Here is a 13,592-nt window from a genome sequence, read left to right on the forward strand (position 1 = left end):
CATGACGCTCGACCATCAAGCGCCGGGCGCGGCTCCCGTGCCCGCGCGCTATTTCGACGGCCAGACTTCGCGCCTGCACCACGTCACGCTCAGCGTGCGCGATGGCATGGCCGTGCTGGCCGGCGACATCGAACGCAGTTGCCCGCTGGGCGAGCTGCACGTGTCCGAACGCAGCAGCCACGCCGTGCGCAAGGTCAGCTTTCCCGACGGCGCCTACCTGGAGATCGCCGACCAGGCGGCCTTCAACGACATGCTGCATGACACGGGCCACCGCGACGGCTGGGTGGTGCGGCTGCAGCAAAGCTGGCGCGGCGCCCTGCTGGCCACGGTCGCCACCGTGCTGGCCCTGTGGCTCAGCTATCAGTACCTGCTGCCGGTGGTGGCGAAGGGCGTCGCGTATGCGATTCCCCAGTCCGTCGAGCGCCAGCTGGGCCAGGGCGTGCTCGATTTCCTCGACGAACACGTGTTTGAGGCAAGCAAGCTCGCTGACGCGCGCCAGCAAGCCTTGCGCACCCGGTTCGCAAGCCTGGCCACGCCCGGCGACGGCACGCCCGAGCACCGCATCGTTTTCCGCAAGAGCAAAATCGGTCCGAACGCGTTCGCCCTGCCGTCCGGCGACATCGTGCTGACCGATGAAATGGTGGAACTGATGCCGGACGACGACGCCATCATGGGCGTGCTGGCGCATGAACTGGGCCATTTGCAGCAGCGCCACCTGACGCGCCGCCTGATCCAGACGTCGGCCGTGGGCGCCGGCGCGGCGCTGCTGTTCGGCGACGTGTCAACCGTGGTGGCAACCTTGCCGCCGCTGCTGCTGGATTTGAAGTATTCGCGCGACGTCGAGCGCGAGGCGGACGACTACGCGATTGCCATGCTGCGCCAGAACGCTATTCCACTGGAACACCTGGCGCAAGTGTTCGTCGCCTTGGGCAAGCTGGATCATGGCACGCCCTACCTGTCGAGCCATCCGGCCAGCACTGAACGCATCGAGCGCATCAGAGCGGCACAGCGCTAGATCCTCACGCGGCGTCCACCGGGCGCCGCGTTCTTTCCCTCCAGCACGTTCCGCGAATCGAAGGTAGACTCGGCTTTACCAGTCTGACTTCACCGGAGTGCCCATGCACCTAGTACCATTTCGCTACCTGACCTTCATTGCGACGGCAGCCATCTTTGTCCTGTCCCTGTTTTACTACGATCATTACTGGCTGCCCGTGCTGGCCGGTGCGCTGACCCTGGTCGGCATCAGCGACCTGCTGCAAACGAAGCGCGCCCTGCGCCGCAACTACCCCATCCTCGCGCATTTCCGTTTCTTCTTCGAAAGTATCCGCCCCGAAATCCGCCAGTATTTCCTGGAAAGCGACAGCGAAGCGACGCCGTTCTCGCGCAGCCAGCGCAGCATCGTCTACCAGCGCGCCAAGGAGCAGACGGACAAGCGCCCGTTCGGCACCCAGCTCGACGTGTATGAAGCGGGCTATGAATGGATCAACCATTCCATCGCCCCCGCCAAGGTCACGGGCCACGATTTCCGCATCGAGATCGGCAACCATCCGGACTGCCGACGTGAAAAGCCGTATTCGGCCAGCGTCTTCAATATCTCGGCGATGAGCTTCGGCGCCCTGTCGGCCAACGCCATCCTGGCCTTGAACGGCGGCGCGCGCAGCGGCGGCTTCATGCACGACACGGGCGAAGGCAGCATCAGCCCCTATCACCGCGAAAACGGCGGCGATCTGGTGTGGGAAATCGGCTCCGGCTACTTCGGCTGCCGCAACCAGGACGGCACTTTTTCTGAGGAACGCTTCATCGCCAACGCCAGCTCGGAGCAGGTGAAAATGATCGAGCTGAAAATGTCGCAGGGCGCCAAGCCGGGCCACGGCGGCGTGCTGCCCGGCCCGAAAGTGACGATCGAGATCGCCACCACGCGCGGCGTGATGGTGGGCGAGGATTGCGTCTCGCCGGCCGCGCACAGCGCCTTTTCCACGCCGCTGGAAATGCTGCACTTTATCGACCGCCTGCGCATGCTCTCCGGCGGCAAGCCGACGGGCTTCAAGCTGGCCATCGGCCATCCGTGGGAATTCTTCGCCATCGTGAAAGCCATGCTGGAAACGGGCATCACGCCCGACTTCATCGTCGTCGACGGCAGCGAAGGGGGCACGGGCGCCGCGCCCCTGGAATTCACGGACCACGTGGGCACGCCGCTGCAGGAAGCGCTGGTACTCGTGCATAACACCCTCGTGGGCGCCAATCTGCGCGCGAAGGTCAAGATCGGCTGCTCGGGCAAGATCATCACGGCCTTCGACATCGCCCGCCTGCTGGCGCTGGGCGCCGACTGGTGCAATTCGGCGCGCGGCTTCATGTTCGCGCTGGGCTGCATCCAGTCGCAAAGCTGCCACACGGACCGCTGCCCCACGGGCGTGGCCACGCAAGACCCGCAGCGCCAGCGCGCACTGGTGGTGCCCGACAAGATCGCCCGCGTGGCACACTTCCACCAGAACACCATGAAGGCGCTGGCCGAACTGATCGCCGCCGCCGGCCTGGCGCACCCGCAGGAACTGCGTCCGCACCACCTGGTGCGGCGCATTTCGCCGAACCAGGTGAAACTGGCGTCGGCCCTGCTGCCCTTCCTCGAAGCGGGCCAGCTGCTCGACCCGAGCCAGCTGCCGCAACTGCCGCCCGTGTTCGGCCTGTACTGGCCAAAGGCGCAATCGGCTTCGTTCCAGAGTCTCGATTGATACGGCCGCTGCGCAAGTGGAGCAATACCACTTAATAACCACTTGCGCAAATATCTGAATCCAATACAATACCAAAAAAAGGCAGCTTTTCCGGTGATGATCCAGATGCGTCACCGTAGGCCACAATACGGACTTGTCGTCATCAGAATGAATACCGGAGGAGTGACAGCATGGAACAGGGTTTGCGCGAGAAAATAGGACAGTTGTTCATGGTGGGCTTCGACGCCCTGCAGGCGGACGAGCATATCAAGACCTTGATACGCGAAAAGAAGGTGGGCGGCGTGATCCTGTTCCGCCGCAACGTGCACACGCCCGCGCAAGTGTCGGCCCTGTGCCGCGAACTGCAGGAGATCAACGCGGAAGTGTCCGACACGCCGCTGCTGATCTCCATCGACCAGGAAGGCGGCATGGTGATGCGCATCGAACAGGGCGTCACGCCGATCCCCGCAGCGATGGCTTTCCAGGCGGCCGGCTCCATCGACGACTGCGAACGCATGAACCAGATCAGTGGCGATGAAATGCGCCAGGTGGGCATCAATATGCTGCTGGCCCCCGTGCTGGACGTGAACAACAACCGCAACAACCCCGTCATCGGCGTGCGCGCGTATGGCGAGGATGCCGCCACCGTCATCGACTACGGCATGGCGGCCATGCGCGGCCAGCGCGCCAGCGGCGTGGCCGTCACCGCCAAGCACTTCCCCGGCCACGGCGACACGGCCACCGACACGCATTACGCCATGGCGCTCGTCCCGCACGACAAGGAACGCCTGCGCGCCGTGGAACTGGCGCCCTTCCGCGCGGCCATTGCCGGCGGCGTGGATGCCATCATGACGGCGCACGTGGTCTTCCCCGCTTTCGAGGCCGACACCAGTGTGCCGGCCACCCTGTCGAAAGGCGTGTTGACGGACCTGCTGCGCGGCGAGTTGAAATACCAGGGCGTCGTCATCACCGACTGCCTGGAAATGGCGGCAATTGCCGACGGCGTCGGCATCGCCCAGGGCGCCATCGCCACCTTGCAGGCGGGCGCCGACATCGTCCTCATTTCGCACCGCGAAGCGCAGCAGACGGCCGCCATCGATGCCGTCATCGCCGCCGTGGAGCGCGGCGACATCTCCATCGCCCGCATCGACGCGGCTTGCGCGCGCGTGGCGGAACTCAAACGCAACCGCGCAGTGCGCGACTGGCGCGAACGCCCGGTCAATCCGCCGGCGCTGATGCAGCCGGCCGCCATGGCCCTGTCGCAGCTGCTGCAAAAAGCGGCCTTGCGCGTGCAGGGCGACTACCGCCAGCTCGACGCCAGCCTGCCCGTGACCCTGCTGACGGTGGAAGTGCGCTCGCGCAGCGAAATCGACGAAGTGGCGCTGGGCCGCAACAAGGAAGCGCGCAGCTCGATGCTGCCGGCGCTGCTCGAAGCGGGCCTGGACGTGCGCGAGTACGCCTTGTCGGCCGAGGCGCTGGAAGAAGAGGTCAATGCAGCCATCGCCTTTGCGCAAGGCTCGCAGCAGATCGTGCTGCAAACGTATAACGCCATGTTCGTCGACGGCCAGCGCCGCCTGGTCGAAGCCCTGCCGCACGACAAGCTGTGGCTGGTGGCGGGCCGTTTGCCGTATGACCTGGACCTGGCGCCCGACGCGCAAGGCCGCCTGGCCGCCTTCGGCTGCCGCCCGGCCGCGCTGGTACCGGTGGTCGACAAGCTGGCCGGCAAAGCGTAAGCGCAGCGCTGCAGACGTAAAAAAACCCGCATGCGCGGGTTTTTTTCATTCAGCTTGGCGCAACGGGCGGCAGGGCCGCCACCGCCAGCAAGGCAAACGGACCGAGGAACAGGCCGATGCCGAACCAGAGTCCCCCGTGGCGGCCGCGCCGGCTGGCCAGCAGCCAGGTGGCGACCGCAAACAGAAACATGAAGATCAACAGTATCGCCATTGCAACTCCTTGCCATGCGGAAAGCCCAGTGTAGCCCACGGGCGCGCCCGTGGCTACACTGAAATACACCCTAGCGCTGCACCTGCATCAGGATCACGCGCTTGCTGCTGCTGCCGTCGGCCGGTGGCGTGGCGGACGGCGGCGGCGGGCTGTCGCAGGAGCCGCAGGAACCGCAGCCACTGCCGCAACCGGGCGCCACCTTGAAGAAGGTCGACATCTTCGCCTCATCGAGGCCGCAGCGCACGAGGCCACGCACGATGGCGCGGCGCACGCCCGCCGGCAGGTACTTGGTCGAAAAATGCAGCAGCGCGGCTGCGACGATCAGGGCGACGATGAGGGTTTGCCACATGCTTTTCTCCTAAGCGCCCAGCATCAGGGCGATGCGGTACGTGATGAACGAGGCGGCATACGCCAGGGCGAACATGTAGCCGGCCATCAGCAGCGGATAGCGCCAGCCGCCCGTCTCGCGTTTCACCACGGAGAGGGTCGACAGGCACTGCGGCGCGAACACATACCAGGCCAGCAGGGACAGCGCCGTGGCCATCGACCACGAATGGGCGATCAGCGGCTCCAGGGTGGTGGCCAGCGCGTCGCCCGTTTGCGACAGCGCATACACGGTGCCCAGGGCGCCGACGGCCACTTCGCGCGCCGCCATGCCCGGCACCAGCGCGATACAGATCTGCCAGTTGAAACCGATCGGCGCGAAGATCACTTCCAGGCCGCGGCCCAGGATGCCGGCCAGGCTGTAGTAGATCGGCGGATGGATCGCGTTGTCCGGCGGGCCGGGGAAGGTGCTGAGGAACCACAGGATGATCATCAGGCTCAGGATGATGGTACCGACGCGCGTGAGGAAGATCTTCGCGCGCTCCCACAGGCTGACGGCCAGATTGCGCAAATGCGGCCAGTGGTAGGCCGGCAGTTCCAGCAGCAGCGGCTGGTTGCCGCGCACCCCCATGCTGCGCTTCATGACCCAGGCCACGGCCATGGCCGAGATGATGCCGGCAAAGTACAGGACGAACAGCACCAGGCCCTGCAGGCTCAAATAGCCCCACACCTGGCGTTCCGGAATGAAGGCGGCAATGATCAGCGCATACACGGGCAGGCGCGCCGAGCACGTCATCAGCGGCGCGATCATGATGGTGACGAGGCGGTCGCGCGGGTTCTGGATGGTGCGTGCCGCCATCACGCCGGGAATGGCGCAGGCAAAGCTCGACAGCAGCGGGATGAAGGCGCGGCCCGACAAGCCCACGCCGCCCATCATGCGGTCCAGCAAAAAGGCCGCGCGCGGCAGGTAGCCGCAGTCTTCCAGGCTCAGAATGAAGAAGAACAAAATCAGGATCTGCGGCAGGAAGACCAGCACGCTGCCGACGCCGCCGATGATGCCTTCCACCAGCAGGCTTTTCAGGTGGCCGTCGGGCATGTTCGCCGTCAGCACGGCGCCCAGGTGGCCCACGCCATCGGTGATCATTTCCATCGGCGTGGCGGCCCACGCAAACACGGCCTGGAAGATCAGGAACATCAGCACGGCCAGGATGATGGGGCCGAAGACGGGATGCAGCACCACGTCGTCGATCTTTTCCGTCAGGTTGCCGCTGTCGCGCGTGTCGTTGCTGACGGCGGCCAGGATGCGGCGCACTTCGCGCTGGGTTTCTTCGACGCTGACGGCATCGATGGCCGCCAGCGGTTTCGCTTCCACCACCGGCAGCGGCAGCATGGCGTCGATGGCGTCGAGCAGGGCTTTTTCGCCATCGTGCTGCACCGCGATGGTTTCCACCACCGGCATGCCCAGTTCCTGCGACAGCCTGGCCGTGTCGATGACCATGCCGCGCTTGCGCGCCACGTCCGTCATGTTCAGCGCCAGCAGCATGGGCAGGCCCAGGCGCTTGACTTCCAGCACCAGGCGCAGATTCAGGCGCAAATTGGTGGCGTCGACGACGCAGATGATGGCGTCCGGGCGCGGGTCGCCCTTCCGCAAGCCGCCCACCACGTCGCGCGTGATGGCTTCATCGGGCGTGGTGGCCGACAGGCTGTAGGCGCCAGGCAGGTCGAGCACGCGCACGGGCTTGCCGGCGGGCGAGGTGAAATGGCCTTCCTTGCGCTCGATGGTCACGCCGGCGTAGTTCGCCACTTTCTGGCGCGCGCCCGTCAAACGGTTGAACAGGGCGGTCTTGCCGCAGTTCGGATTGCCCAGCAAGGCAATTTGTGGCTGATGCGGCGGCTTGTGCACGCCCGCATCGACGATTGTTTCGACAGCACCCATGGTCATTCCGGTTGAAGCAGCGGTTGAATCGTAATCAGCGCCGCTTCGAAGCGGCGCAGCGCGAACGTGGCATTGCCCACCTTGATGGCCAGCGGATCGCCGCCGGGAATGCCGCGCTTGAGCATGCGGATGCGTTCGCCGGGAACGAATCCCAGCTCCATCAAGCGGCGGACGAGGTCGACGCCGTCCTCCGTCTGTCCTGCCGTGTGGGGCGTGATATGCAACACCGTGCCGCTCTGGCCGACTGCCAGTGCGTCGAGCGTCATCATGGGTGGAACTAGAGTCATGAGCAAATTCCGTTCAAATTAAGAACACCGGGGACAGACTGCTGCGCGTGGCGCATCGTGTTTGACGTGGGTGTTGTGAGGTAAAACGCAACTGTTGCGCATTACCGACAAGCGGCCTTTCAATATGTCCAGACGGCGACCGTCCGAGACAATACCAGCATTATAAACATGAATGCGAATAGTTTTTATTTAGCCCGGAGAGCCGCCCCCATCAAGGGCTGCGCCATCCGAAAAAATGGCATATCGATGCGCCGCGCCAGGCCGTCAACTGCCGCACACTTGATCAAAATCGCTTGCATTGTCCCGCACTTTGCGCGACAATGAAACGTAATGATAATGATTCTCATTAAAACACTAGCAACAATGCTTTCCAGCACTAGTGTCTGTTCATCCTCCAGCCAGAAGGTGTATCAATGATTGTATGTGTCTGCAACAACATATCTGATCGTGAAATCCGTCAAGCCGTCGATCTTGGCCTGTCCAGCATGGCCGAACTGCGCCGCGACCTGGGCGTGGCCACCTGCTGCGGCAAATGCCACACCTGCGCGCGGGAAGTGCTGAACGATCACCTGAACGCCACCGTGGCGCTGCAAGAAACCGTATTGATGCGAGCTGTACTGACAAACTAAGAAAGCGATGAATGCCATGACGATGATGCCCCCGCCCGTAACGGTGCAGGCCGTGCAGCAATTTGCCGACTTCGACAAGAAGCGCAACAAATTCGCGCCGCTGATGGCCATCGTCGTCCTGCATATCGCCGGCTTTTACGCCATCCAGAGCGGGCTCTTGAGCCGCGTCGTCACGGCGGCCATGCCGACCATCACGACCATCAGCATCATCGCCCCGCCGGCGCCACCGAAACCGCCGGCACCGTCCGTGCCGAAAACCGTGGAACTGAGCGCCCCCGTGCCGCGCGCCGTCATTCCGCCGCTGCCGCTGATCGCCGTGGCGCCGAGCGAACCGACGATCACGCCGCCGCAGCCGACGCGCGCCGAAGCGGCCCCTGTCGCCACCGCCGCGCCGACGGCGCCAGCGGCACCGTCGCCGACGCCGCCGGCACCAGCAACGCCGCGCACCGTCAGCAGCGTCGAATACATCAAGGCGCCGCAGCTGATCTACCCGAATCTGTCGCGTCGCCTGGGTGAAAGCGGCACCGTGGTGCTGCGCATCCTGATCAATGAAAAGGGCTTGCCCGAGCAAATCCTGATCCAGAAATCGACCGGCTACAACAACCTCGACGAAGCGGGTCGCCAGGCCGCCCAGCGCGCGCTGTTCAAGCCGATGATCGAAAACGGCAAGCCCGTACCCGTCTACGTTTTAGTACCACTGACCTTCCAACTGAGCTAGCCTTCCGGCGGCCCTTGGGCCGCTGCCAGCCCGCAAGCACCGCACCCTGTGCCCTGCTTGCTTTTTTGCGCCCGTTTTAGTCAAGCGATTTGCTTGTTTCAGTCTGCCAGCCTACATCCCCGGGCCAGGCAGACTTTTTTTTGCCTGCTATCACGTCAGATCGTCAGGTCGGATTACGCCCAGTTCAGCGCCAAAGGCCGCGCGTATCCGACACCAGCCTTACATCTCCGCCCACATCCGCAGCAGATTGTGATAATGCCCCGTCAGCCCCACCGTCGCCGGCGAGTCGCCATGCTCCGCGCGCACGCTCTGGATATTCTGATCGAGCTCGAACAGCATGCTGCGCTTCCAGTCTTCGCGCACCATGCTTTGCGTCCACAGGAAGGAGCAGATACGCTCGCCGCTGGTGACGGGCAGCACCTGATGCACGCTACTCGACGGATACACGATCACGTCGCCGGCCGGCAGTTTCACTTCATGCGTGCCATACGCATCGACCACGACCAGCTCGCCGCCTTCGTACTCGTCCGGCTCGCTCAGGAACACGGTCGACGAGACGTCGGCGCGCATCGATTGCATGCCGTTTTTCGGCGTGCGGATGGCGCCATCGATATGCAGGCCATAGTGCTCGCCGCCCGCATAGCTGTTGAAGAATGGCGGCAGGATGCGCAGCGGCAGCACGGCGGCAAAGAACAGCGGATTGGCCATCAGCGCGCGGCTGACGATCTCGCCCAGTTCCAGCGCCAGCGGCGAACCTTCGGCCAGCTGGCGGTTGCGCTTGACTTGCGCGCCTTGCGCCCCGACGCTGGCGCGTCCATCGACCCAGTCCGTCTGCGCCAGGCGCTGGCGAAACTGCGTCACCTGTTCCGGCGTCAGCACGCCGGGTATATGCAGCATCATCTTGCTATCCTTTTTCAGTAAATATCGCTGCCTGATTATCGCATCGCCGGCGTCGGCCAAGAAGGCACAAAAGCAAGAACGGACGAACATTTCCCGTCTTTTCAGCGCGGCCATGCACGCGCGCCAGCGGCGGCAAAACAGCGCCGGAAACGCGAATGAGAATGGCCTTCATTTTCCTTAACAAATAAAAAACGGCGCAAACACGGAATCCACTTGAGAATGGGTTTTATTCGCACGATATTTACGTTAAAAAGACGGAAAAATGCCGTTTAGCACCGGAAATCGCCGGCATTTTGCGCTATCATGCGGGCATAGCGAAACCGGCAACCTGCGCGCCACCAGGCAGCCAACGCCACCCGGCAGTGAACGCCAGCAGCCTGCGGTTTCATCATCGAACGCAATACAGAACAAAGGAAATCCCATGAAGGGCGATAAAGAAGTCATCCGCATGCTCAACGCACAGCTCACCAACGAACTGTCGGCCATCAACCAGTACTTCCTGCATGCGCGCATGTACAAGCACTGGGGCCTGGAAAAGCTGGGCAAGAAGGAATACGAAGAATCGATCGGCGAAATGAAACACGCCGACAAGCTGATCGACCGCATCCTGATGCTCGACGGCCTGCCTAACCTGCAAGCGCTGCACAAGCTGCTGATCGGCGAGAACACGCCGGAAATGCTGGAATGCGATTTGAAGCTGGAACGCGCCGCGCACGCCACCGTCAAGGAAGGCATCGCCATCAGCGAAAAAGCGGGCGATTACGTCTCGCGCGACCTGTTCCTGATGATCCTGGAAGACACGGAAGAGCATATCGACTGGCTCGAAACGCAGATCGACCTGATCGCCAAAGTCGGCATCCAGAACTACCTGCAAAGCCAGATGGCGATTGAAGAGTAATTGTTCTTCAAGGCAGAGAAAAAAAACCGGCAGCGCCGGTTTTTTTACGCCTGCCGTCAAGCCTTGCCGGTCTGCGGCGGGCGCAGTTTGACGAACAGCACGGCCACCGCCGCGCACAGCAACAGGGCGCCGGCCAGCCGGATGACGTTCTCCGGATTGCCTCCCAGCCAGCTGCGGTAATACAGGGGCAAGGTGAAGATCTGGATGATCATCGGGATGACGATGAACATATTGAAAATGCCCATGTAGACGCCCGTGCGCTCGGGCGGGATGCAGCCTGCCAGCATGATGTAGGGATTGCCCATGATGCTGGCCCAGGCCAGGCCCACGCCCAGCATCGGTAGCAACAGCAGCGCCGGGCTGTGGATCAGCGGGATGCTCATCATGCCCACGCCGGCCGCGCACAGGCACACGCTGTGCATGCGCTTGGGACCGAAGCGGCGCGTGAACGGCACCAGCGCGAAGGCGGCGACAAAGGCGACGAAATTGTAGAAGGCGCCCACCTGCCCGTTCAGCAGGCCTGCGTCGCGAAAACCTTGCGACGCGGGGTCCGTCGTGTGAAACAGCGTGGCCGACAGCGACAGCGCGATGTACTGCCAGTAGCAGAACAGGGCGTACCACTGGAACAGGTTGACGAGGGCCAGCTGCTTCATCGTCGGTGGCATGTCGCGCAGGGCCGCGCCGATATCGGCCAGCGTGTGGCGCCAGCCCGGCGGGCGGCTACGGATGGCCGCCAGCTCGGCCGCCGTGAGCGGGTTTTCCGGCGTCGTCTTCAGGGTCCACAGCACCGAGGCGAGCGAGAACACGGCGCCGATCATGAAGGCGGCGATGACGATGTGCGGGATATGGCTGCCATTGACGGCGTCCTTGTTCATGCCCAGCATGACGAGCAGCGACGGCGTCAGATAGGCCAGCGTCTGTCCCAGCCCGGTAAACGCACTTTGCGTGAGAAAACCCAGCGAGTGCTGCTTCTTGTCGAGCTTGTCGCTGACAAAGGCGCGGTAGGGCTCCATCGTCACGTTGTTGGCCGCGTCGAGTATCCACAGCAGGCTGGCCGCCATCCACAGAGTGGGACTGAACGGCATGGCCAGCAGGCCCAGGCTGCACAGGATGGCGCCGATCAGGAAGTACGGCGTGCGGCGGCCCCAGCGCGTCACCGTGCGGTCGCTCATGGCGCCGATCAATGGCTGCACGAGCAGCCCCGTCATGGGACCGGCCAGCCACAGGTAGGGCAGGCTCGCTTCATCGGCGCCCAGGTATTTGTAGATGGGGCTCATGCTGCTTTGCTGCAGCCCAAAACTGAATTGGATGCCGAAAAAGCCGACATTCATGTTGACGATCTGCCAGAACGACAGGTGCGGACGGTGCGCGCTGGCGTCGCTCATGCTGCTTCCCTTTCCAGCCACAGCATATGCCAGGGCTGCAAGCCCACCGTGCCGGACAGCACGCTGCCATCGAGGCTGTTGCGCCATTCGCCTGCCGGCAAAGTGAAACGCTGGCTGGCGCCGCTGAAGTTGCTCAGATTGAGAAACGCGTCGCCGCGCAGCAGCGCCAGCACGGCCGGCGCACCGGCGGGCAGCACGCTGCGTGGCGCGGCGGCGGCCAAGGCCGGCAAGCGCCGGCGCACCTCGACCAGCTGGCGCAGCGCCAGGTACAGCCGGCCGCTGGCGCTCACGCCATCGTGGCGCCATGCCAGCAGGCTGTCGTCGAACGCGGGACGCTGCAGCCAGCGGCTGTCCATCGCCCGGTCGGCCCGCTGCGTGTAGCTGTGATCATTGGTCATACCCAGTTCATCGCCCATGTACAGCACGGGCAAGGCGCCAAAGCTCAATGCCAGGCCATGCAGCAGCAGCAGGCGCCGCAACGCGTATTCCTGCTCCTGCACCGTGGCGGCGCTTTCCAGCCCGGCCAGCGAGGCGGCCATGCCGTTGCTGCCATGCGCCTTGTCGGCGCTGCTGCTCTGGAAGGCGGCGCCGCGCGCATAGCTGCCGGGCGCGCCGGCAAAAAACTGCGCGATGCGCGCCAGGCGCGCCGGTCCGTTCGCGCCCGCTTCGTTGAGCAGCACGTTCCAGCCGATGTCGTCGTGGCAGCGCACATAACTGAGCCAGCTGGCGGCCGGCGGCAGCGGCGGCGTGGCGGCGATCACCTGCTGCAGCAAATCCGTGCTTTCCTCGGCCAGCGCGCCCCAGCCGGCGGCCATCAAGCTGCTGTGATAGGCGATATGGCATTCAGGCGCGGCATCGCTGCCAAAGTAGGCGGGCAGCTTGGGCGTGGGCACGATGGCTTCGGCCTTGAGCAGCACGCCCGGCGCGACGATGGCGGCGATCGCGCGCAACGCCTGCAGCAGGCTGTGGGCTTCGGGCTGGTTCATGCAATCGCTACCTTCGCGCTTCCACAGGAAGGCCGTCGAATCGAGGCGGAACACCTCGATACCCTTGTTGGCCAGGCCCAGCATGGCGCCGGCCATGGCCGCGAAGACGGCCGGATTGGCGTAATTCAAATCCCATTGATACGGATAGAACGTGGTCCAGACCCAGCGCTCGAGCTCCGGCACGAACGTGAAATTGCCGGGCGCTGCCTGCGGGAAAACCTGCCCCACGGTGCGCTCGTAGCGGTCCGGCTGTACGCGGTCGGGATAGGTGTGGAAAAAATCGCGCAGCAGCGGATCGCCGGCCTTGGCGCCCAGCGCCCACGCATGGTCGTCGGCCACGTGGTTGAGGATCAGGTCCGAGCACAGGCTGATGCCGGCCGCGCGCAGCTGCGCCGTCAACGCCAGCAAATCGGCATTGCTGCCCAGCGCGGGATCGACTTCCTCGAAGCTGGCGACGGCAAAGCCGCCATCGCTTTCGCCGGCGCGCGGACGCAAGAACGGCAGCAGGTGCAGATACGTCACGCCCAGTTCGCGCAGGTGGGCAATGCGCGCCGCCACGCCCTGCAAGCTGCCGCCAAAGCGCTGCACGTACGCGCTGTAACCGAGCATGGACTGGCTGGCAAACCAGTCCGGTTGCGCTTCGCGCTGGGCATCCTGCTGCCGCAGCTCGGGGGCGCGGGCCGCATACAGCCGCCCCACGCTTTCCATCAGGTCGCCCAGCCAGGGCAGGAAGTCCGGCCGCTGGCCATACAGACTGCCCAAACGGTCGAGCAAGACCGCCTCCTGGCGCGCATAGCGGCGCGCCGCATCGTCGCGCAAGTGCGTGGGGAGCGGCGCCAGCAGGCGCGCCAGGGGGCTGCGTATCGACATCATGAAT

The 13,592-nt window shown here is 64.2% G+C and carries 13 protein-coding genes; 6 read left to right on the top strand and 7 right to left on the bottom strand.

All coding sequences use genetic code 11. From position 1 onward, the window contains the following. Position 1: 1 nt before the first annotated feature. The 3 genes from AC4BCN_RS27845 to nagZ all read left to right on the top strand — a co-directional run bounded on the left by AC4BCN_RS27845 (position 2) and on the right by nagZ (position 4,441). On the top strand, positions 2-1,015 hold the full coding sequence (locus AC4BCN_RS27845; protein ID WP_490492220.1) for a M48 family metallopeptidase: 1,014 nt from the start codon (positions 2-4) through the stop codon (positions 1,013-1,015). Positions 1,016-1,118: 103 nt separating this feature from the next. Then, the gene (locus AC4BCN_RS27850) at positions 1,119-2,729 is read left to right on the top strand and encodes an FMN-binding glutamate synthase family protein (protein WP_490492221.1); all 1,611 of its coding nucleotides are present in this window, start codon (positions 1,119-1,121) and stop codon (positions 2,727-2,729) included. Between the two features lie 170 nt (positions 2,730-2,899). Beyond that, the gene (gene nagZ / locus AC4BCN_RS27855; RefSeq protein WP_490492222.1) at positions 2,900-4,441 is read left to right on the top strand and encodes a beta-N-acetylhexosaminidase; all 1,542 of its coding nucleotides are present in this window, start codon (positions 2,900-2,902) and stop codon (positions 4,439-4,441) included. Between the two features lie 49 nt (positions 4,442-4,490). Here nagZ and AC4BCN_RS27860 read toward each other — a convergent pair whose 3' ends face one another. The 4 genes from AC4BCN_RS27860 to AC4BCN_RS27875 all read right to left on the bottom strand — a co-directional run bounded on the left by AC4BCN_RS27860 (position 4,491) and on the right by AC4BCN_RS27875 (position 7,199). Further along, positions 4,491-4,652: a hypothetical protein gene (locus AC4BCN_RS27860; protein WP_157814699.1), complete on the bottom strand. Its 162-nt coding sequence runs from the start codon at positions 4,650-4,652 to the stop codon at positions 4,491-4,493. 70 nt (positions 4,653-4,722) lie between these two features. Then, positions 4,723-5,001, bottom strand: a complete 279-nt coding sequence (locus AC4BCN_RS27865) for a DUF6587 family protein (RefSeq protein WP_490492223.1) — start codon at positions 4,999-5,001, stop codon at positions 4,723-4,725. 9 nt (positions 5,002-5,010) lie between these two features. Further along, positions 5,011-6,912 (bottom strand): ferrous iron transporter B, encoded by a 1,902-nt coding sequence (gene feoB, locus AC4BCN_RS27870; RefSeq protein WP_490492224.1) that lies wholly within the window; start codon positions 6,910-6,912, stop codon positions 5,011-5,013. 2 nt (positions 6,913-6,914) lie between these two features. Continuing rightward, positions 6,915-7,199 (bottom strand): FeoA family protein, encoded by a 285-nt coding sequence (locus tag AC4BCN_RS27875; protein ID WP_034745614.1) that lies wholly within the window; start codon positions 7,197-7,199, stop codon positions 6,915-6,917. 413 nt (positions 7,200-7,612) lie between these two features. Here AC4BCN_RS27875 and AC4BCN_RS27880 point away from each other — a divergent pair, with 413 nt between their 5' ends. Both AC4BCN_RS27880 and AC4BCN_RS27885 read left to right on the top strand, forming a co-directional pair. Next, entirely contained in the window at positions 7,613-7,828 is a 216-nt protein-coding gene (locus AC4BCN_RS27880) for a (2Fe-2S)-binding protein (protein ID WP_034745611.1), read from the top strand. 16 nt (positions 7,829-7,844) lie between these two features. Continuing rightward, the gene (locus tag AC4BCN_RS27885) at positions 7,845-8,546 is read left to right on the top strand and encodes an energy transducer TonB (protein WP_128141676.1); all 702 of its coding nucleotides are present in this window, start codon (positions 7,845-7,847) and stop codon (positions 8,544-8,546) included. Between the two features lie 219 nt (positions 8,547-8,765). Here AC4BCN_RS27885 and AC4BCN_RS27890 read toward each other — a convergent pair whose 3' ends face one another. Then, positions 8,766-9,446: a Fe2+-dependent dioxygenase gene (locus tag AC4BCN_RS27890; protein WP_035822772.1), complete on the bottom strand. Its 681-nt coding sequence runs from the start codon at positions 9,444-9,446 to the stop codon at positions 8,766-8,768. A gap of 421 nt (positions 9,447-9,867) precedes the next feature. On the opposite strand from AC4BCN_RS27890, the gene bfr reads away from it, so the two are divergent. Continuing rightward, complete coding sequence (gene bfr / locus AC4BCN_RS27895; RefSeq protein ID WP_034745609.1) at positions 9,868-10,344, top strand: bacterioferritin; 477 nt, start codon at positions 9,868-9,870, stop codon at positions 10,342-10,344. A 56-nt stretch (positions 10,345-10,400) separates the two neighbouring features. Here the strand turns inward: bfr and AC4BCN_RS27900 are convergent, their stop codons facing one another. Next, positions 10,401-11,729, bottom strand: a complete 1,329-nt coding sequence (locus AC4BCN_RS27900) for an MFS transporter (protein WP_490492225.1) — start codon at positions 11,727-11,729, stop codon at positions 10,401-10,403. After that, positions 11,726-13,588, bottom strand: coding sequence for an alpha-amylase family glycosyl hydrolase (locus tag AC4BCN_RS27905; RefSeq protein WP_490492226.1), 1,863 nt, complete (start codon positions 13,586-13,588; stop codon positions 11,726-11,728). The genes AC4BCN_RS27900 and AC4BCN_RS27905 overlap by 4 nt, the downstream gene beginning before the upstream one ends. Between the last annotated feature and the right edge of the window lie 4 nt (positions 13,589-13,592).

It is taken from the genome of Janthinobacterium sp. Bl 1 (assembly GCF_058215535.1).